Source organism: Sphingomonas sp. BK580 (assembly GCF_014194975.1).
In the GTDB taxonomy this organism is placed as follows: domain Bacteria; phylum Pseudomonadota; class Alphaproteobacteria; order Sphingomonadales; family Sphingomonadaceae; genus Sphingomonas.
Genome location: NZ_JACIAY010000016.1, coordinates 51,244 through 69,873 on the forward strand (window position 1 = coordinate 51,244; position 18,630 = coordinate 69,873).

At 64.3% G+C, this 18,630-nt stretch carries 19 protein-coding genes and 1 pseudogene; 12 read left to right on the top strand and 8 right to left on the bottom strand.

Annotation, left to right across the window (positions count from 1 at the left end):
- Positions 1-15 precede the first annotated feature (15 nt).
- The 3 genes from yidD to rpmH are packed head-to-tail and all read right to left on the bottom strand — an operon-like array spanning position 16 to position 721.
- Positions 16-228 carry a membrane protein insertion efficiency factor YidD gene (yidD, locus tag FHY05_RS20660; RefSeq protein WP_183946324.1) on the bottom strand — a complete coding sequence of 71 codons (213 nt, stop codon included), beginning with the start codon at positions 226-228 and terminating at the stop codon, positions 16-18.
- Positions 225-557, bottom strand: a complete 333-nt coding sequence (rnpA, locus tag FHY05_RS20665; RefSeq protein WP_260181748.1) for a ribonuclease P protein component — start codon at positions 555-557, stop codon at positions 225-227. The genes yidD and rnpA overlap by 4 nt, the downstream gene beginning before the upstream one ends.
- A 29-nt stretch (positions 558-586) precedes the next feature.
- Positions 587-721: a 50S ribosomal protein L34 gene (gene rpmH / locus FHY05_RS20670; protein WP_076743215.1), complete on the bottom strand. Its 135-nt coding sequence runs from the start codon at positions 719-721 to the stop codon at positions 587-589.
- 189 nt (positions 722-910) lie between these two features.
- Here rpmH and FHY05_RS20675 point away from each other — a divergent pair.
- From FHY05_RS20675 to FHY05_RS20700, 6 genes and pseudogenes are all read left to right on the top strand, one after another.
- Positions 911-1,564 (top strand): annotated as a pseudogene (locus FHY05_RS20675) (magnesium chelatase domain-containing protein); the annotation flags it as partial.
- A gap of 419 nt (positions 1,565-1,983) precedes the next feature.
- Positions 1,984-3,927, top strand: coding sequence for an ATP-binding protein (locus FHY05_RS20680; RefSeq protein WP_183946325.1), 1,944 nt, complete (start codon positions 1,984-1,986; stop codon positions 3,925-3,927).
- A 194-nt stretch (positions 3,928-4,121) separates the two neighbouring features.
- Complete coding sequence (locus FHY05_RS20685; RefSeq protein ID WP_183946326.1) at positions 4,122-4,280, top strand: hypothetical protein; 159 nt, start codon at positions 4,122-4,124, stop codon at positions 4,278-4,280.
- 137 nt (positions 4,281-4,417) lie between these two features.
- Positions 4,418-6,199 carry an AAA family ATPase gene (locus FHY05_RS20690; RefSeq protein WP_183946327.1) on the top strand — a complete coding sequence of 594 codons (1,782 nt, stop codon included), beginning with the start codon at positions 4,418-4,420 and terminating at the stop codon, positions 6,197-6,199.
- Positions 6,192-7,970: an ATP-dependent helicase gene (locus FHY05_RS20695; RefSeq protein ID WP_183946328.1), complete on the top strand. Its 1,779-nt coding sequence runs from the start codon at positions 6,192-6,194 to the stop codon at positions 7,968-7,970. Before FHY05_RS20690 ends, FHY05_RS20695 begins: the two co-directional genes overlap by 8 nt.
- Positions 7,971-8,029: 59 nt before the next feature.
- On the top strand, positions 8,030-8,209 hold the full coding sequence (locus tag FHY05_RS20700; protein ID WP_183946329.1) for a hypothetical protein: 180 nt from the start codon (positions 8,030-8,032) through the stop codon (positions 8,207-8,209).
- A gap of 85 nt (positions 8,210-8,294) precedes the next feature.
- Here the strand turns inward: FHY05_RS20700 and FHY05_RS20705 are convergent, their stop codons facing one another.
- Positions 8,295-9,134, bottom strand: coding sequence for a DUF6615 family protein (locus FHY05_RS20705; protein ID WP_183946330.1), 840 nt, complete (start codon positions 9,132-9,134; stop codon positions 8,295-8,297).
- Between the two features lie 111 nt (positions 9,135-9,245).
- Here FHY05_RS20705 and FHY05_RS20710 point away from each other — a divergent pair, with 111 nt between their 5' ends.
- The 3 genes from FHY05_RS20710 to FHY05_RS20720 all read left to right on the top strand — a co-directional run bounded on the left by FHY05_RS20710 (position 9,246) and on the right by FHY05_RS20720 (position 12,164).
- Complete coding sequence (locus FHY05_RS20710; protein WP_183946331.1) at positions 9,246-10,010, top strand: DUF3800 domain-containing protein; 765 nt, start codon at positions 9,246-9,248, stop codon at positions 10,008-10,010.
- Between the two features lie 121 nt (positions 10,011-10,131).
- Complete coding sequence (locus FHY05_RS20715) at positions 10,132-11,721, top strand: hypothetical protein (protein ID WP_183946332.1); 1,590 nt, start codon at positions 10,132-10,134, stop codon at positions 11,719-11,721.
- 233 nt (positions 11,722-11,954) lie between these two features.
- The gene (locus FHY05_RS20720) at positions 11,955-12,164 is read left to right on the top strand and encodes a DUF4287 domain-containing protein (RefSeq protein WP_183946333.1); all 210 of its coding nucleotides are present in this window, start codon (positions 11,955-11,957) and stop codon (positions 12,162-12,164) included.
- Positions 12,165-12,531: 367 nt separating this feature from the next.
- Here FHY05_RS20720 and FHY05_RS20725 read toward each other — a convergent pair whose 3' ends face one another.
- Positions 12,532-12,690 carry a hypothetical protein gene (locus FHY05_RS20725; protein WP_183946334.1) on the bottom strand — a complete coding sequence of 53 codons (159 nt, stop codon included), beginning with the start codon at positions 12,688-12,690 and terminating at the stop codon, positions 12,532-12,534.
- A gap of 432 nt (positions 12,691-13,122) precedes the next feature.
- Between FHY05_RS20725 and FHY05_RS20730 the strand changes: the two genes are divergently transcribed.
- A complete protein-coding gene (locus FHY05_RS20730; protein ID WP_260181749.1) occupies positions 13,123-14,472 on the top strand; it encodes an alginate export family protein in 1,350 nt (449 codons plus the stop codon).
- Positions 14,473-14,533: 61 nt separating this feature from the next.
- Positions 14,534-16,198 (top strand): inorganic phosphate transporter, encoded by a 1,665-nt coding sequence (locus FHY05_RS20735; RefSeq protein WP_183946336.1) that lies wholly within the window; start codon positions 14,534-14,536, stop codon positions 16,196-16,198.
- Between the two features lie 226 nt (positions 16,199-16,424).
- Here FHY05_RS20735 and FHY05_RS20740 read toward each other — a convergent pair whose 3' ends face one another.
- The 3 genes from FHY05_RS20740 to FHY05_RS20750 all read right to left on the bottom strand — a co-directional run bounded on the left by FHY05_RS20740 (position 16,425) and on the right by FHY05_RS20750 (position 17,907).
- Entirely contained in the window at positions 16,425-17,117 is a 693-nt protein-coding gene (locus FHY05_RS20740; RefSeq protein WP_183946337.1) for an HAD-IA family hydrolase, read from the bottom strand.
- Between the two features lie 40 nt (positions 17,118-17,157).
- Positions 17,158-17,343 carry a hypothetical protein gene (locus FHY05_RS20745; protein WP_183946338.1) on the bottom strand — a complete coding sequence of 62 codons (186 nt, stop codon included), beginning with the start codon at positions 17,341-17,343 and terminating at the stop codon, positions 17,158-17,160.
- 165 nt (positions 17,344-17,508) lie between these two features.
- Complete coding sequence (locus tag FHY05_RS20750; RefSeq protein WP_183946339.1) at positions 17,509-17,907, bottom strand: helix-turn-helix domain-containing protein; 399 nt, start codon at positions 17,905-17,907, stop codon at positions 17,509-17,511.
- Between the two features lie 87 nt (positions 17,908-17,994).
- Between FHY05_RS20750 and FHY05_RS20755 the strand changes: the two genes are divergently transcribed.
- A complete protein-coding gene (locus tag FHY05_RS20755; protein ID WP_183946340.1) occupies positions 17,995-18,609 on the top strand; it encodes an FMN-dependent NADH-azoreductase in 615 nt (204 codons plus the stop codon).
- Positions 18,610-18,630: the final 21 nt, after the last annotated feature.

The window sequence follows — 18,630 nt, forward strand, 5'->3', positions numbered from 1 at the left end:
CGTCCCAAGCTTTCCTTATGGCACCGGATCATGGCCGTGCCCGCCCCAAGGGTGACAGCGCGCGATCCGCCGCACCGCCAGCCACCCGCCCCTGACCGCGCCATAGCGGCCAAGCGCCTCGATTGCATAGGCGGAACATGATGGTTGGAAGCGGCACGAGGGCGGCAGCACCAGCGACGGCCCCAGCTGCCAGGCGCGCGCCACCCAGATCAGCGCGCGCGCGATCATTTGCGTGTCTTCGCCAGCGCGCGGGTGAGATCGGCGCCGAGCTGCGCCCAGTCACGGTCCTTCGCCGCCAGCCGGCCGATCAGGACGTGGTCGGCGCCGACTGTCCCGTGCTGAGGCAGGACCTCACGCGCCAGCGCGCGGAAGCGCCGCTTGATGCGGTTACGCACCACGGCATTGCCGACCTTCTTGGTGACGGTGATGCCGAGCCGCATGCTGGTGTCGCCGTCGTGGCGCGCCTTCACCAGAAGCACGAAGCCGGGCATCGGCGCGCGACGCCCGGCGTTGGCGGCCAGGTAATCCGACCGTTTCGTCATCCGGCCCACAGCCATCCTTGGCTCCGGGCCGGCGGAGCGCTCGATTACGCCGACAGCTTCTTGCGGCCGCGCGCGCGGCGCGCCCGGATCACCGACCGGCCGCCGACCGTGGCCATCCGCGCGCGGAAGCCGTGACGGCGGGCGCGCACCAGATTGCTCGGCTGAAAGGTCCGCTTCATGAGTCATTTCCCGAATTCGAATGGCAAAGGGCCGCCACGCGGACGGCCCGAACGATCCGGGCCGCTAAGCGAACGGCGCGCGAAAGTCAACGCGCGCGGGGCAGGGCGACGCGATCGGCCACGCCGGGTCAGCAGGGGCGCGGCCGTCACGTTGACAAGCCGGAGCCCGGCGCGGTCTGCGTCGGCTTCATGGTCGCGATCGTCTCCACGCTGGCGTATCTGGGGCTCGAGGCGCGCGCCGTCGAGGTGCAGGTGCAGCTCATCCCCGGGCTACCCGCCTTCAACCTCGTCGGCCTCGCCGACAAAGCGGTGGGCGAGAGCCGCGAGCGCGTGCGCGGCGCGATCGCCGCGATGGGCCTGTCGCTCCCGCCCAAGCGCATCGCGGTCAACCTCTCGCCCGCCGACCTCCCCAAGGAGGGCTCGCATTTCGACCTGCCGATCGCGCTGGCGCTGCTGGCCGCGATGGGGCTGGTCGATGCCGCGGCGCTGGAACGCTACGTCGTCGTGGGCGAACTCGGGCTCGACGGGCGGCTGGCGCCGTCGCCGGGCGTGCTGCTCGCCGCGCTCCACGCCGGCGCCGCGGGTAGAGGGCTGATCTGCCCCGCGGCGCAGGGCAGCGAGGCGGCGTGGGCGGGCCGGATCGAGGTGATCGCCGCGCCCGATCTCATCGCGCTGCTCAACCATCTCAAAGGTCGCCAGCTGCTCGCGGCGCCGCGCCCGGGCGAGGTGATCGAGCGGCGCGACGGCCCCGACCTGCGCCAGGTGCGCGGGCAGGAGAGTGCCAAGCGCGCGCTCGAGGTCGCCGCGGCGGGCGCGCACAACCTGCTGATTATTGGGAAGCCAGTTTGGGGAAACGAATGTAGAACAGAGGCAATAAGGGTGGATAACTGCCCGTCCGCTTTCGGTCGGTCAGCCGGGCAAACCGGCCGTTTGTTCAGGCGGCAGGAGGGGGCTCGAGCGCCTGCCGGGGGAGGGGGAAGCGGCCAGTCCGCTGTCGAGCAATCATCTGAAGTAGGCGGACATTCGTTTGGCTTTTGGCGCAGCACGCTGGAAACGAAGCAACGGTGGGCCTGCCGGGGCGGGTAAGCTGACCGCAGGCCGCCAAAAGCAAGTGACCCTCGAGCGCTTGCGAGGCAGGCATGAACGTTGCCCCCCCCCGCGCGCGACCGGTGTGTCAGGAGCTTCACATTCGCCGCATCGTCGCTGTCGATCCTTGCCCAATCTGACGCTAACGTGCGGGCTATGAGCCCGACGGAAACCTCATGACGACCCTCAGCCTTCTCGCCCAGCAGGACTTCTTGGAGCGCGAGGCGAGCGGCCGCGATCCCATCAAGGCCATCTCGGAACTCGTCTGGAACGGCCTAGACGCAGACGCCATCACCGTGCGTGTCGGCTTCGAGCGCAACGCGCTCGGCGGCGTGACCGCGATCACGGTGGAAGACGACGGTACGGGCATTTCGCCGGAGCGTGCGGAGCAGGACTTCGCGAGGCTCGGCGCCTCGTGGAAGCGTGGCAAGCACCGCACGGACTCGGGACGGGCGGTCCACGGCAAGGAAGGGCGCGGCCGGCTCCGCTTCTTCTCACTTGCCCAGCGCGCGCAGTGGCACTCGACCTCCGCCACAGAGGACGGCCTCGTGTCGCAACGTTTGGAGATCCATGCCAAGTCACTGGGGCGGTGCGAGGTGATCCCCCTCGACGCCCCCACGCGCGGCGCTCCCGGCACGGTCGTTGAGCTGACGCTCCTCAAGGAGACATTCGACTGGCTCGTCACACCCGACGCGTTCCGTCAGTTCAGCACCGTCTTCGCGCCCTACATCCTCCTATATCCGAACACGAAGATCTGGTGGAACGGGTTGGACGTCGACCCCAACGTGACGATCGATCGCTGGCGTGACCTGCCGCACCGCGTCGTGCAGCTCTCGGATCGGACCATCGACGATCTTCGGGTAAAGGTGATCGAGTGGACGCAGGGAGGCGACGCCCGCCAGATCCACTTCGGAGGCGAGGATGCGATCGTGCTCGGGTCACAGCCGGCCCATGTCACCGCACCCGGGTTCGCCTTCTCCGCCTACGCCTACTCCTCATTCTTTCAGGAGATCGCCGACGACAACCTGCTCGAGCTCGACGATCTCAACGACCCAGACTTCACGACTGTGCTGGCGCACATCCGCAGCGAGCTGACCGAATACTTTCGGGAAAGGATCAGCGAGCAGTCGCTCGGCGTCATCCAAGACCTCAAGGACGAAGGCTCCTACCCATACGAGGGCGAGCCCAGGGACGAGATCGAACGGCGCGAGCGTCAGATGTTCGACATCGCGACCTACGCGGTGAACTCCTACTCGCGCGACTTCCCGAAGGCGGAGCCGTCCCTGAAGCGGATGACGCTCACGCTCCTGAAAGAGGCGATCAAGCACAACCCCGACGAGCTGACGACCATCCTGCGCGCAGTGATCGACCTTCCCAAGTCGAAGCAGGCCGAGTTATCGGCGCTGCTGAAGAAGACCGAGCTCGGCCACATTATCGGCGCCTCGAGCCTGATCGCGGACCGCGTCACCGCGCTCGGGGTTCTCAGGGGCATGGTGTTCGACAGCAGGTTCAGGAATACTGTGCGTGAGCGAGGCGAGCTCGACGCGCTGGTCCGCGAGAATACCTGGCTGTTCGGCGAGCAGTTCCACATCACGCTCGCCGAAAGCGGGCTGACGAAGGTGATGGGCCGCGTCGCCGAGGAACTCGGGAGCCGTCGGGGCAAGAGGAAGGTCACGAAGGGCGACGGGAAGACTGGCCGCGTCGACTGCTTTCTGGGACGATCGGTGCCGCACGCCAACGCCTCGAAGCTCGAGTTCCTCCTCGTCGAGTTGAAGCGGCCGTCGCTGAAGCTTGGCCGGAAGGAGCTCGATCAGGTGGAGGACTACGTGAACGCGATCCGGAACGAGCCTGAATATCTGCACACCGACACGACGTGGAACTTCTATCTCATCGCAACCGAGTTCGAGGCCGGGATCGAGCACCGCTTCCACCAGCGCGAGCGGCCCCGCGGACTATTCCTTGATGGCGACAATTTCAAGTTCTGGGTGAAGAGCTGGGCCGAGATCGTGCGCGAGAACGAGGCGCGGCTGAACTTCGTGCAGGAGAAGCTCCGTATCGAAGTCTCTGACGAGGAGATCGAAGCCCGAATCGCTGCGCTGCGTCAAATCGTCCTGCGTTGAGCAGGGCGCCCGCTCGCTCTCCGTAGGCCTCGCATCGAACGAATGGCCGCTCCGTATCTTTCAGCGCCAATTGGAGGTCGTTGCCGGGTTCGACGTCTCCTGCGATCGTCGACTGTGGCGCAGCATTCGATGCGATTACGGGCTATAATTTGGTTCACACACCGGATATGCCTTGCTGTGCAGCGCCGAAATGCATGAAACGTGCTGGTAAGATGCTCGGCCGAAATATCGAAAACGGTCGCGCGGGCGCGTTTCGCCGCTTAAAAAGGCATCTCGCCCGCACTCGCTGGATCGCGATCGTCGTTGCCTCCGTTCTGATTGAGGCGGCGCGCTGCCCGGCAGCGGGCACGTGATTGTCTGTCGGTTTCCAGGTCTTTGAGCATTTTATGTAATAGCGACCGATTTGGATGGTATGCCTAATTGACTCCCGTCCGCCGCTATGACCTTTCCAGGGCAACGATTAACATTTGCCGCTAGGGGGAAGGGCGCCGTGCGACTGGCAAGGCTCAGTATCCGCAACTTTCGCAACTTCGAGGCAGTCGACATCCCCCTTGGTGGCAACGTCGTCCTTCTCGGCGAAAACAGGGTAGGAAAGAGCAATCTCCTGTTCGCAATTCGGTTGGTGCTCGACCCAACCCTGTCGGATGCGGCGCGCGAGCTCAAGCTCTCGGACTTTTGGGACGGGTGCGATCTCGTCGCGTCGCCACAGATCGAGGTTCATCTCGACATCGCCGACTTTGACGCGGACAATGCCCAAGCCGCTCTGCTCACCGACTTCAGAACCGCGGCCGACGCCACCGTAGCGCGTCTGAGCTACATATTCCGTAAGAAAGCTGATGTAGCCGGGCCACTACAATCTGCGGCAGACTGCGAGTTTATCGTCTTCGGCGGTGGTGACGAGGCCCGGTCCGTGCCGAGCCGTGTGCGGCGGCGGATTGCCCTCGACATGCTTGATGCCTTGCGCGACGCCGAAGGCCAGCTCGGCTCCTGGCGCAGTTCGCCGCTGCGGCCGCTGCTCGAGGACGCCATCGCTGGCGTCGATCGCGCGTCGCTCGACGCAGTGGCCGCCGACCTCGATCGCGCGACCCGGGCGCTCGAGGGTTTCTCCACGGTCAAGGCGCTTGAGGACGAGCTGCGCTCGGGCATATTGGATCTCGCCGGCACGGCGCACGACATCGACGCCCGACTGCGTTTCGCGCCGACCGATCCATTGCGGCTGTTTCGCTCGATTGCGATGTTCATCGACAATGGCAAGCGCGGCATTGCCGAAGCGAGCCTCGGTTCGGCCAATGTCGCCCTTATTGCGCTCAAGCTCGCCGAGTTCGCCTGGCGCCGCGCAAAAAACGAGCGCAATTTCTCGCTTCTATGCATCGAGGAGCCCGAGGCGCACCTTCACCCCCAGCTCCAACGCGGCCTGTTTGACAAGCTGTTCAACGCCGGCGACCCCGCCCAAGCGCTGATCGTCACCAGCCATTCGCCGACTCTGGCCGCAGTTGCGCCGCTGCGCGCCATTGTTCATCTGAAATCTTCGGGCGGCAAAGCGTTCGCCTATTCGCTCGCCAATTTGCCCGTGACCGACGACGAGCTGGAGGACATCGAACGTTATCTGACCGCGACGCGCTCAGAACTGATCTTCTCGCGCGGCGTGATCTTCGTTGAGGGCGACGCCGAGGAAGCGCTGATGCCGGCCTTTGCCGACGCCATGGGCCACAGCTTCGACCGGCTCGGCATCACGGTCTGCAACGTCGGGGGCGTCAATTTCACGCCCTATGTGAAGCTCGCCGCCAGTCTCGGTCTGCCCTTCGCCGTGGTGACCGACTGGGATCCGCTCGACGGCACCAAGCCACCCCTCGGCAAGGGGCGAACGCTGGACATATGGGACGCCGTGGCCTTGGTCACTGGCCAGGCCGCCCTGACGCCCGAGGCGCGCGTGCATTGGGCGGCCGCCGATTTCGCCGCGTTCAGCAAGGGCTGGGAAAAAGCCGGCATTTTCCTGAACGACCAGACCTTTGAGGTGTCGGTCGCCAATACTCCGTCGTTGCTCGGCGCGCTACTCGACATCCTGTCCGAGCAAGGGTTCGGTTCGGTGCGCACCACGCGGATCGCCGCCTGGCGGGCCGGAACGCCAGTCGATGCCGGGCAGCTCCTCGCAATGATCGCGGACATCGGCAAGGGTAGGCTTGCCGCGAAGCTGGCGAAGAAGCTGCCGTTCGGTCAACATCCGCCAGGCTATATCGCTGCTGCCATCAATTTTGTGGTGGCGCGTGTCTAACCAACTCGCCTTGTCGCGCGCTCTGGCCGACCTCGCCGGCAACCCCGAGCAGAGCGAAGCCGTGCGGGAGCGCGGACACTGCGTGGTGCTCGCCGGACCTGGCAGCGGCAAGACCAAGACGCTGACGACGGCGATGGCACGCGCGCTCATCGAAGACGTTGTCGAGCCGCGCGGGGTTGCCTGCATCACCTACAATAATGAATGTGCAATTGAGCTTGAAGCCCGGCTTGCCCCCTTTGGCATTGGCGGCAGCGACCGCAACTTCATTGGAACCGTCCACAGCTTCGCGCTGACCCAGGTGATCATGCCCTACGCGCGCTGCCTCGCCGGATTGCTTCCCGACGAGATCCGCGTAGCGACCCGCGACGAAATTAGCGCGGCGGTTGAAGTCGCCTATGCCGTGGTGTTCGACGACCAGTTCGACCCGCATGCGCGTTGGCAGTTCGCCGAGGAAAAGCGCCGGTGCGAGGTCAATCGCTCACTTGTTCACTGGCGCGGGCGCAATCCCGAACTCGCCGATTTCATTGAGGCGTACGAGGCCGAATTGCGCCGCCGTGGCCTGATCGATTTTGATGACATGCCGCTCATCGCCTACCGCATGATCCGGGATCATGCGTGGATTCAGTCCGCGATCCGCGCACGCTTTCCGATCCTGTTCGTCGACGAGTATCAGGATTTGGGGCATGCGCTACACGAGCTTGTCCTCCTGCTCTGCTTTGCCGGCGGCATTCGCCTGTTCGCGGTCGGCGACGCCGACCAGTCGATCTACGGCTTTACCGGTGCCAATCCCGAGCTCCTGCAATCGCTCGTCGCCCGCCCCGACGTGAGCGAAATACGGCTGCGATTGAACTATCGATCGGGCGCGAAGATCATCCGCGCCTCGTTGGGAGCCCTTGGCGAGGAGCGCGACTATCGCGGCATCGATGCCGCACCCGAGGGCGACCTGCTCTTTTGGAAGGTGAGGGGCGACCTCGACGCGCAGGCATCCGCCGTTGCCAACCAAATCCTGCCCAAACTGCTCGAACGCCATCGAGCCGAAGAGGTCGCCATCCTCTATCGGGCGGCGTGGCTTGGCGACAAGCTCGGCGGTGCGCTCGACCAGACCGGCATTGCCTATGTCCGCACCGACGGCAACGCGCTGGTCAAGCGCAGCTCGCGTCTCGCGCGCCTCGTCGAAGGCTGCGCGGCCTGGGTCGCCGGTGGTTGGCGCGATGCCAACCCGCCGTTCGAGCGGCTGGCCCTGCAGGCACGGGCGATCGTCTACGGCGGGCGCTGCAGTGAAGCCGAAGCCCAGTCGCTGACAGGCCAGCTCATGGCGTTCCTGCGCAGTGGCATCGACAGAGGCGAGACCGCCCACGCCTGGCTACGACGCCTGTGCCAAGAACTTATCGTCCCTTGGCGCGCGCTTGCGCGCAATCCACACCAAGAATGGGGCGTCTGCGTCGAGATGGTCGAGAAGACCGACCCGGCACGCGGGCGGGACATGGCGCTCAACATCTTCGCCGGCCGGATCGAGGGCACCGGTCGGGTCAGCCTCTCGACCCTGCACAGTGCAAAAGGTCGTGAGTTCGACGCGGTCGTCCTCTTCGGCATGAACGCGGGCGATATACCGAGCCGGCGCGACGAGAAGTCCGCAGCTTCCCTCCGCGAAGCGCGTCGGCTCTTCTACGTTGGGGTGACCCGACCGAGAAACGAACTGTCCGTCGTCTACCGTGATGGCGCACCGTCGCCGTGGGTCGTTGAACTCTACAAACGCAGCCAGCAGGTCTGATCGTCATGGCAAGTTCGCCGCAAGAACCGCCATATCGTTCGCGCGACATCCTCGTTCCAATGGCCGAACCCTGGGACGCCCAGTCCTGGATCTCCGTAATCGACGATCCGCCGAGCGCCTATATGGCGCGAGGCGATGTCGGCACCTTCTCGGTGAGCGCTGAGGTGGCCGCCGAGCGGCAAGCCGCCGACCGGCCGGACCCTGAAGAGGAAATGAAGCCGTTCGTGGAAGCCCCGTGATCGGTTGGATGAGCTAACGACTGGTCGGCGCTTCGGCCCTTTAATTAAGCCGCGTGGCCGCGCCGTTCCGGGTCGGCCACGCGGATCAGTCTCCGCTTAGGAACACCACCGTGCTGCGTGTGACAGCGTCCTCAAAATCGCCATCGTGAAGATACCGCCCCATCAGTAGCTCAGGCGCAGCCGGTATGCCGTCACCGAGAAGGGGTCGAGGCGTCGCGCGCGCATCGAAATCCAGCTCGATCGTGCGCGCGAAGTATTTAAGTCGCTCGCGCTCCTCGGTGAGGAAGTCGACGACATCGTCGGGCGTCGGGATCGCCCCTCCGCCATTGCATAGCAGTGCTGAGAGCGATTGCATATAGGGGGCTAATGGCCGGAACCGCTTTCGGTCAATCGGGAAGGTCGTGCCGACGATATTTCGCTGAATGTAGCGTGCAATGGCATAGCCATTGGCCACGGTCACACCCGGCCAGGACGCCGGATATTCAGTATCGGGCGGTACGCCCTGGTCGCAATTGTAGAAGACATACATCGGATAGATGACTGCGCCTGACCGCCGCGCCGTATTGACGTAGCTGATTAACTGGCGTGCCTGCGCGCCGAGCGATTTGCGGGGATGCGGCAGCTCGTCATAGGCCCATCGCGCGCTGTCGCGCTGCGGATAATGTAGGATTTTGGCCTGCAGTGTGAGGCCGATATGCCGACCCGTCGAGCGATTGACGAACCACCAGTCCATGTCAGCGCCCGTGACGACCTCATGCGATGGACCGACGATTATTCTCGGATCGCGCAACGCGCGCAGATGCTTCAACGTCAAATCGGTCCAGGTTGTCTCGCGCCACTGATGCCCAATCCTGCGGGCCTCCGTCAATTCGCGACCGACCTCGAGACTCAACCAATGAGAGAAAGCGCAGATCGAACCCGTCATCGCGCTGGTGTAATCGGACCGGCGGCGAGAGCGCCAGCCTTCGTCGCTTTATCGCCGATCATCGCGCATTTCGCGCGTGAAGCTTGTGCGATGTTGGCATACTATCCGACGATGAGCAGCAATCTCGATCTCGACGGTCTAATCGCAAACCTGGAGATGCCCGGCCGGACACTGGCCTTCTGCGACGAAACCAACCTCACCGAGCAGGCGACCGCCGATCTCGTCGCGAACCTCCGATTGCATGTCGGCGTGGTTATGGCTGCCGAGATTTACGCGCCCGCCGCCGCAGACCTCTCCGCGTTCCTCGAAACCCACGGACTCCCCGAATTCCACGCGGCCGAGGTCGTGAACGGCAAGAAGAATACGCCTTGGCAGGCCGTGTCTTACGAAACGCGCATCGGTGCCTTCGAGCGCATGACCGACACGCTGAGCGTGGCGGGATCGCGGATCCCTTATCTCTACCTGTCCGAACAACAACATGACGAGATGGTGACCCAGTCCGCCGGCTTGATCGTCAGCGACTATAAGCAAAGCCTGAAGACGGTCTTCCTGACGAGCATGGCCGAATATCTCAATGCCGAGCCGACGCCGATCCTCCTGATTGATCGGGACAAGAACACGCCCGGCCCAGTGCTCCATCAGATGAGCCACCCCGGCGCGTTGCTCGGTGGCGGAGCGATCTCTGTCGAGTCGCACAAGGTCATCGGGCTGCAGATCGCCGACATGGCGGCATATGTCGTTCGGCGATACCTCTTCAAGAAGACCGCACTTCATGCGGGCAACGGATCACCGTTTGACGAGATCGCCACCAAAGCGGTCGCCTCGTTCCACGAGCGCTTTGATCTCCTGCTGGCCCCCGAGCCGATCGTCGCCTGAACACGTTCACAAACAGGCTTCAGCGCCGACTGAGTAATCAGCGCGCGCGTAAGGCAATATCGTCGTCGACCAGGCTCTCTTAGGCTACCGCAACGGGAGTCGCCTTGAAGGAAGGGATTGTATGGCAGGCTTGTGGTGGGATGGGATCGAGACCGAACGCTACTGGCTCGAATCTACCGACCGTGAGGACATCGGTTCGGATCTACGAGCGCCCTTGCTCGACGGTGCGGGCATGGAGAACTGGCGGTATGGCCTGTTTCGCCACGCTCGACCTTCCGATTTAGTCTTCCACTACGACAAGCGTATCGGCGCAATTACATCGTTCTCGCGGATATCGGGCGAAGCTTATGAGGCGCCGATTATCTGGGCAGCACGCGGGAGTTATGCGCGTGACCGCAGTGCTGTTCCGAAAAAGGTACCGGGCTACCGCATACCGCTCGAAGGCCACACGAAGCTCGAGAGGCCCATCACCCTCGCAGCTATTCGTACTTTTCGAGATCAGATTGGAGCTTTGTACGACGCCCTTCCGAAGGGCGCGCGCTACTTCCCATTCGAACTGTCCGATCGTCCGGTCAGGCCGCTTCAAGGGTATGCATTCAAATTGCCGGCCGCATTCGTCGATCTCTTCGTCGCCGGTGCAATTGAAGCGGCGGAACCACCCGAGAGGCCGTCGCGATCCGAGACCGACATCTTCCACTACGCGATCACCCAGATTGAGGCATCGGCCGAGAGCTATTCGATCGCCGGGCTCCAGCGGTTTCGAACGAAAAATCGAAGGCTTCGGCGCACAGCGCGGACCATCTTCGGCAATCGTCAGCTCGCGGCCGATTGGGCCTTCCACTACGGCGGCCGAGACGAGCTCCAGTTCAATGTGGGGCTGGACTATTTTCCCGACGCCAGTCGGGCGATTCGGGCGGGCGTCGCATTCTCCTTCGAGCCAAGCCGATCACTTCCCGACATTGGGGTGCTGGTGCCGAAAGTGGCGCGGTTCAACGCCTATCTGAGAGAAAATCCCGAGGCGTTCGAAGGCTTAGCCATGTGGCATTGGCAAGACGACGTGCGCAGCGTCGACTATCCCGTACAGCCGATACCGCCAGCGATGATCCGCCATTCGACGTTCATTTTTCTGGGCGCGCGGCAGCCGCTCGAGAAAATCGACCCCCACGTCGCTCTCCGAGCGTTCGATCGATTGTTTCCTCTCTACGCCTTCGTCGAGTCCGACCCGGACACGCAGCCGGGCTCTATGGCGCCTGACGCCGACGTTCGCCTGCCATCCGAAACCTTGCGCCTCGATGGTGGCCGAGAGATCGATGGCGGCCGCTGGATCACAGCGACGAGCCAGGCACGTAGTCTCGACATCTTTCTGCGCCACAGAGAGATGCAGCGACGCCTCAAAGAAGAGCTGATCCCTGAGGGGATAGCTCAGGTCAGCCTTGAAGTGCCCATCGGCGACCGTCTGATCGACGCCGTCGCGCGGCCGGCCGGCGAAATTTGGTTCTACGAGGTCAAGACAGCGCCGACCATCCGAGGCTGCATCAGGGAGGCGATCGGCCAGCTTCTAGAATACGCACTGTGGCCCGGCGCAACTCGCCCGGACAAGCTTATCGTCGTAGGGGAGCCCGCGCTGACCGAGGCAGCCAGCGCGTATCTCGATACCCTGAACGTCAGCTTCCCGATCCCAATCAGTTATCGTCAGCTATCTCTTGGTTGACCTAATGCCGACTTCGTTGTCGCACTTTGCAACTTCAAGCGATGTGCGAGCGTCTAATTCGCTGCCTAGCTAAACGAACGACCGCTTTCAGGAAGCGAGCAGAGCGGCCTGAACGTCTACTTGTGGGTCGCCGAGGCGCCGTGACGCAATCAGCCTCAGGACTATCTAACTTGCGGTTGCTCGTGAACAGCTTGAGGAAGGCGGAGCCTCATACGAGTCGAAGGGTGACGTCGATGGCAAGTGAACCGGTGAAGGGACCCGCGTCCTACTTTCCGTCGATCGAAAAGAAGTACGGCAAGCCGATCGCCGAATGGCAGCAGATCGTCCGAGACCGTCTTCCCGCCAAGCACATGGAGTTGGTGGCCATGCTGAAGGATGAGCACGGTATGGGACACGGGCATGCCAATGCGGTCGTGGCACACACCCTGTCTGAGAAGGGCTAGCCTGCTCACCGGACACCTGCGCGGAACGCCCGAAAGGGTCGATCGGAGAGGTGAACGACCGGCCGGAGTTGGGAAGGGGGGAGGAGCGGCTGAGTGACCGATTGTGGGTCCTCAGGCGATCAGCTGATGCTGCCGAAAAGACCGTTCACCGTTCGCCCGCTAAGCGCCGGGGTCTAGGGTCACGATGCCCATCCACGGGCCCGATACCCGTGGCGGTGTGCTTGCCCTCCGCGTCGCTTCGGATCCGGTCACGCTCGACCTCACGGTTGTCGACGTCGGCTCCCACCTGACGATCGGCTGCATTCAGCCGGGCCTTGAGCAAGGGCATTTCGGAGTTCTTCGTGAATGGGCCCTCGTGGTTGCGTGCCTATCCTCGCCGAGTGCCCAGCTCGAGCTGGCGTGCGAGCTCCTCGTGGTTGATCGACAGGATGCCGGCGGGTGCCGGCGAGCGCTTGGCGTCGTAGTTGGCGGTAGCAATCGGGCTGTGTCGGCGAGGCTGCATCGGGTCGTTGAACGTCTTGAACATCGCTGTCCGTCTACACGATCAGCCGGGCAGGCGCCACCACATCACCTATCCAGGAGCGCTGTCCGGCATAGTTTCTGTGTGGTGAGCCCTCGGGCTGAAGCCAAGCGAGCGCGCGATCTAGGCTCTTGTCCTCCCCAACCACCCTTCGCACTAACTTTGACGTATCCATCAGGAGGCGGATTGCGCCAAGCGTTTGCGATTGGGCCATCTCTAATGCGCCAGAAGCGACACTAAGTCCGCTTGTACGCGTGAGTCGTCATGTCGATTCTTGCCCTCAGTAAGGTTGAGGCTGGCGTGACGACGCGCCGTGCTCCCCCACTTAAAGTTTAAGGCTGTCATCAAACAGACGTTAATTGTTTCCAAACGTGTCTAATGACGCTTGCGCCTCGAATCCTCGCGCTCGCTGCGCTGCTCACCTGCACCAGCACGGCGATGGCGCAATCGCTTCCGGCCTCGCCGGCCTCGTCGATCGAGAAGCCGGGCAAGGAGGAGACCGCGCCGAAGGAGGACGCGAGCGGCCTGATCGTCACCGCCTCGAGCCGGCTGCGCTACGAGACGGTCGACGGCCGCCCGCGCCCCGGCGAGGCAACCGCGGAGGACGCGGTGTTACTGCGCACGGGAGTCGCGGTGGAGTACGGCCCAGGACCGCTGGCGATCGGCGCGGAGCTGATCGACAGCCGCGGCTATGATCTCGGCGTCGGCACGCAGATCGGGCGCGACGACGTGAACGCGCTCGAGCTGCCCCAAGCCTATCTCAAGTGGCGGGTCGACGACACGCCCGGCATTGGCGGGCGGCTGGCGGTGCAGGCCGGGCGCTTCCTGCTCAACCTGGGCTCGGGCCGGCTCGTCGCGACCGACGAGTATCGCAACACCGTCAACGGCTTCACCGGCATACAGGTCGAGATCGACCCGGATCGTGCGCGCGCGCTGACGCTGTTCTACGTGCTACCGCAGGAACGTCTGCCCGATGTCGCGGCCGAGATCCGCCGCAACAAGGTCCAGCTCGACCGCGAGACCTTCCGCGACGTGCTGTTCGGTGCGCTCGCGCGGCGCAAGGGGCTGTTCGGCGCGGCACAGGTGGAGCTGGGCGTCTATCGTTTGGTCGAGCGCGACTCACCCGGTCGCCTCACCGCGGACCGGCACCTCACCACGCTCGACCTGCGCGTCGCGCGCGAGCCGACGGCGCGCACGGTAGATTACGACGCGGAGGGCGCCTATCAGTTCGGCCGTGCCAGCGCCTCGACGATGGCGGACGCCCGGAACGCGCGCGTCGCCGCCGGCTTCGCGCACGTCGCGGTCGGCTACACGTTCGACGCGTCGTGGAAGCCGCGGCTCGCGTTCTTCTACGATTATGCCAGCGGCGACCGCGGCGGCGGTCGCTTCAACCGCTTCGATACCCTGTTCGGCAGCCGCCGCGACGACCTCGGCCCGTCGGGCACCTACTCGGGCGTGGCGCGCGAGAATCTCAGCGCGCCGGGCGTCCGCCTCGATGCCAAGCCGGGCAAGCGGGTGGAGCTGCTCGCCGACTATCGCGGGCTGTGGCTCGCCTCGCGCACCGACCGCTTCTTCAACGTCACCGACGCGACCGGCCGGTCGGGCCGCTTTGCCGGGCAGCAGCTCTCCGGACGCGCGCGGCTGTGGCTGGTGCCCGAGCATCTGCGACTGGAAAGCAACTTCGCGCTGCTGTTCAAGGGCAGCTTCCTCAAGGACGCGCCTGCGGCACTCGCGCGCGACCGCGACCAGGTGCGCCTGATCGAGGTAAATCTTCAGGCGACCTTCTGATGTCCGGAGCGAACGGCAGGTCCAGGCGTATCGGCAGCGATCGAAGCAGGAGCAGGGCGCGATGACGGCAACGACGACATCCACGGCGACCGACCGCGGCGCCCCCGCGGCTGCGCCGGGCCCGCGAGTCCACCTCGACCATAAGGTGCATCCGGCCGCGGCGATCGGCTTCCTCGTCGTGCTGCTCGCGGGGCTCGCCTATGCCGGCACCAGCATCGTGCTCGACACGCAGCGAGTCGGCGAGCCGCTCGCGATCGGCGCCTTCCTGTTCCTCGGACTGGCGCTGCTGATCGCGCTGGGTTTCGAGTTCGTCAACGGCTTCCACGACACCGCCAACGCGGTCGCGACCGTGATCTACACCCACTCGCTCAAGCCGCTGGTGGCGGTGATCTGGTCGGGCAGCTGGAACTTCATCGGCGTGATCGTGTCCACCGGCGCGGTGGCGTACAGCATCATTACGCTGCTGCCGGTCGACCTGATCCTCAACGTCGGCAGCGCGGGCGGCTATGCGATGATCTTCGCGCTGCTGATCGCGGCGGTGGTGTGGAACCTCGGCACCTGGATGCTCGGCCTGCCCAATTCGTCGAGCCACGCGCTGATCGGCTCGGTGCTGGGGGTGGGCGTGGCCAACCAATGGCTGTCCTCCGGGCCGGGCGGCGCCGCGGGCGTGGAGTGGGGCCAGGCCGAGAACGTGCTGCTCGCCCTGCTGGTCAGCCCCGTGATCGGCTTCATCGGCGCGATGCTGCTGCTGTGGGCGATGAAGCGCCTGCTGCCCGACCGCCAGCTCTACGAGGAGCCGAAGGAGCAGCGCCCACCGCCGCTCCACATCCGCGCGTTGCTGGTGTTCACCTGCACCGCGGTGAGCTTCGCGCATGGCAGCAACGACGGGCAGAAGGGCATGGGGCTGATCATGCTGATCCTGATCGGCGTGGCGCCGACCGCCTACGCGCTTAACCGCACCATGCCCGACAGCTCGACACCCGCCTTCATCCAATCCGCGGCGAGCGCGCAGCGTGTGTTCCGCGCCAAGGCGGCGGGTACCGAGGTGGCGCCCGCGCGCGCGCACGCGGTGCTGCAGGACGCGCTGCGCACCAAGACGACCGACACGCCGAAAGTCTATGCCGCGCTCGACACCGTCTCCGCCGAGATCGCCACCGACCTGCGCAACTACGGCTCGCTCCGTAAGGTGCCCGCGGCGCAGACCAAGAACGTCCGCAACGACATGTACCTGGTGTACGACACGCTGCGGCTGCTTGGCGAGGACAAGGACGCGGCGGCGCAGCGCTTCCCGAACGGCGGGGCGAAGGCGCTAAGCGGCTACGAGCATCTGCTCGAGAAGGGCACCCGCTATATTCCTACCTGGGTCAAGGTGGCGGTCGCGCTGGCGCTCGGGCTGGGCACGATGATCGGGTGGCGGCGAATCGTCGTCACCGTCGGCGAGAAGATCGGCAAGGCGCATCTCACCTATGGCATGGGCGCGGCGGCCGAGCTGGTCGCGGCGAGCACGATCCTGCTCGCGCAGGTGAAGGGCATGCCGGTCTCGACCACGCACATCCTCTCCAGCGGCGTCGCCGGCACGATGGTGGCGGACGGGGCCGGGCTGCAGCGCAGCACCGTGCGCAACATCGCGCTCGCCTGGGTCCTGACGCTGCCCGCGGCTATGCTGCTGTCTGGCATGTTGTACGCGCTGCTGCTCGCAGTTGTGCGCACGCTAGGGATGCATTGAGCAGTGAGTTGCTCGTAGCGGTAAGTAAATCGGTGACAGTTAAGGAGCCGTGGGGCGTCACCTACCGATTGTCGCACCGCGTGACCCGCCGTGCTGAGAGGATGTAGCGTCACGATCATCACCCGCAGGGCCTGCGAGTACTGCCTGATTTGAAGCAGTACGCGGGCGAGCACATCACACGCTCCATGCAGAGGGCTCGAACGCTTTGGTCCATGATCCTGACTTGTCAGGTCGCGTTGCGCGCGAGCTCCCGAGTCTTTCGTACCAGCGACCACGAGGACGCCTGCACAGAGGGCACGATGCGGAGATCTGTATAACCTTTTGCTTCAACGAGCCCAGATAGCTCGGCGTGGCGGTGTGCTGCAGTGATAGCGACCACGTGAGCACCGGCCGCTTTTGCGGCTGCTACGCCGGCAGGTGCGTCTTCAAACACCAGGCATTGCTCTGGTGCCACGCCTAGCTGCTGTGCGGCAGTGAGAAAGCAGGATGGGTCAGGCTTTCCACGTTGAACGTCCTCAGCCGTCACCAAAACCCTTGGCAGCGGAAGGCCAGCCGCCCGCAGACGGCATTCGGCCAGTTTCCGAGGAGCCGAGGTAACAATCGCCCAACGGTCGGCGGGCAGCGCCGATAGGAAGTCAGCCGCGCCTAATATCTCCGAAGCGCCACTTGTATCGGCCATCTCGGCAGCAAGGATGTATTCGGCCTCGCGATCGACATCGATGTTCGGGATCGAGAGTCCGGTAATAACTTCTCTTACACGCATGCCATGAGCGCCTGGCAGAAACGTGTCCGCATCCAGGCCGAACTGCGCCGCCCACCGCCCCCACACTCTCCGCGACGCTTCGATCGACGTGAGAAGGGTCCCGTCCATGTCAAACAGGAAAGCGGAAAACTGAGTACCAGAAAATACGTCTTCCATAAGCCTGTCCGACCCATTGTGACCGCGCCAGCGTGCTCGATCATTCGTCTACGCGCAACGCGAAGATCGCGGTGGTGAAGCGCTCCGCCACGATGCCACCTGCGCTTTCGGCAAAGTCGCCGATCATGCCTAAGGTACCCGTGCGGTATCCGCCATCAGCGTCCGGGTTGCTATTAAAGCCAAGCCAATTTGAAGCTTCGTGGACCGCTGAGATGTCGCGAAGCACGGAGGTCAACGATTGTCCGATTCTGGACGACGGGCAGGTGGCAAGGAGCGACCGCTATTGGGTCTTGGCAGTATCTGAGTGCGCCGTGCTCCTGCGGCAGGCTTGAGTGAAGCTGCCAAGTCCGCCATCGCTACAAAGCGTCCAATTCAATCGGCTGCCGCTGGTTCAACTTCCAGGTGCCCTGGCGTCGAACATCGCCTGTGCCGCAGCGATCCGTCCGAGATGCTCGAAAGCCCAATCCCCGAGTATCTTGACCGGCCCCGCAAGGGACCGGCCAATGTCCGTCAGCTCATAGTCGACCCGCGGCGGGATCGATGGTGTCACCGTGCGGGTCACCAGGCCGTCGCGTTCCATGTTCCGCAGGGTCAGGGTGAGCATCCGCTGCGAGATGCCGTCGATGCCCCGCTTGAGCTCGTTGAACCGGTAACCGCGCTCGCGAAGCAAGATGATGATCAAGACTGTCCACTTGTCACCGATACGACTGAGCACCTGAGTGATCTTCAGGCAGGAGCGCGTATCGCGCCGCTCCGCAGGCATATGCGCGGCAGGTTCGGTCACATCCATGTGCCTCCGGTTACAAAATTGTGCGTTCTTGTGGGTCGGTTTGGGTGGGCACATACCATAACCGAGGCAATAATCGGAACTGGTCCCATGAAAATCCTTCACATCGACAGCAGCATCACCGGCGCACAGTCCGTATCGCGCCAACTCTCCGCGGCTGTCGTCGAACGGCTCGGCGGGGGCGGCGAGCATGAGGTGACCTATCGCGACGTGGCTGCCGACAAACTGCCGCACTTCAACGCCGTTACTGCGCCCTCGGCTCACCCATTGTCGCAGGCAGTGCCCGTGCTGGACGCCGCGCAGCAGGCACAACGAGCAACCAGCGACGCGATCCTGGCCGAGTTCCTGGATGCCGACCTCATCGTCATCGGCGTCCCGATGTACAACTTCACCGTTCCGTCCGAGCTGAAGGCTTGGATCGACCGGGTGATCGTGCCCGGAACGACCTTCCGGAAAGGCGAGACCGGACCCGAAGGTCTGGCAGGCAATAAGCGCGTCATCCTCGCGGTCGCTCGTGGTGGCGTCTATGCGGCCGGGTCGCCCTTCGCACCCGCCGAACATGCCGAATCGCTCCTGCGTTCGCTGCTGGGCTTCATCGGGGTGACCGAGATTGAGACGGTTGTGGCCGAGGGGCTTAACTTTGCCGAAGCCCGGAACTCCGCGATTGCCTCCGCGCGCGACGCAGCCCGGCAGCTCGCTGCTTGATCCCCGGACGACACTTCTCGC

Bases quoted from the DNA above. Each gene is read 5' to 3' on its own strand.
- FHY05_RS20755 (WP_183946340.1), top strand. From the start codon at position 17,995: ATGAAAATCCTTCACATCGACAGCAGCATCACCGGCGCACAGTCCGTA.
- FHY05_RS20725 (WP_183946334.1), bottom strand. From the start codon at position 12,690: ATGTTCAAGACGTTCAACGACCCGATGCAGCCTCGCCGACACAGCCCG.
- FHY05_RS20710 (WP_183946331.1), top strand. From the start codon at position 9,246: ATGAGCAGCAATCTCGATCTCGACGGTCTAATCGCAAACCTGGAGATG.
- rnpA (WP_260181748.1), bottom strand. From the start codon at position 557: ATGGCTGTGGGCCGGATGACGAAACGGTCGGATTACCTGGCCGCCAAC.
- FHY05_RS20740 (WP_183946337.1), bottom strand. From the start codon at position 17,117: ATGGAAGACGTATTTTCTGGTACTCAGTTTTCCGCTTTCCTGTTTGAC.
- FHY05_RS20720 (WP_183946333.1), top strand. From the start codon at position 11,955: ATGGCAAGTGAACCGGTGAAGGGACCCGCGTCCTACTTTCCGTCGATC.
- FHY05_RS20735 (WP_183946336.1), top strand. From the start codon at position 14,534: ATGACGGCAACGACGACATCCACGGCGACCGACCGCGGCGCCCCCGCG.
- FHY05_RS20685 (WP_183946326.1), top strand. From the start codon at position 4,122: ATGAAACGTGCTGGTAAGATGCTCGGCCGAAATATCGAAAACGGTCGC.
- FHY05_RS20750 (WP_183946339.1), bottom strand. From the start codon at position 17,907: ATGGATGTGACCGAACCTGCCGCGCATATGCCTGCGGAGCGGCGCGAT.
- FHY05_RS20700 (WP_183946329.1), top strand. From the start codon at position 8,030: ATGGCCGAACCCTGGGACGCCCAGTCCTGGATCTCCGTAATCGACGAT.
- FHY05_RS20680 (WP_183946325.1), top strand. From the start codon at position 1,984: ATGACGACCCTCAGCCTTCTCGCCCAGCAGGACTTCTTGGAGCGCGAG.
- FHY05_RS20705 (WP_183946330.1), bottom strand. From the start codon at position 9,134: ATGACGGGTTCGATCTGCGCTTTCTCTCATTGGTTGAGTCTCGAGGTC.
- FHY05_RS20715 (WP_183946332.1), top strand. From the start codon at position 10,132: ATGGCAGGCTTGTGGTGGGATGGGATCGAGACCGAACGCTACTGGCTC.
- FHY05_RS20730 (WP_260181749.1), top strand. From the start codon at position 13,123: ATGGCGCAATCGCTTCCGGCCTCGCCGGCCTCGTCGATCGAGAAGCCG.
- yidD (WP_183946324.1), bottom strand. From the start codon at position 228: ATGATCGCGCGCGCGCTGATCTGGGTGGCGCGCGCCTGGCAGCTGGGG.
- rpmH (WP_076743215.1), bottom strand. From the start codon at position 721: ATGAAGCGGACCTTTCAGCCGAGCAATCTGGTGCGCGCCCGCCGTCAC.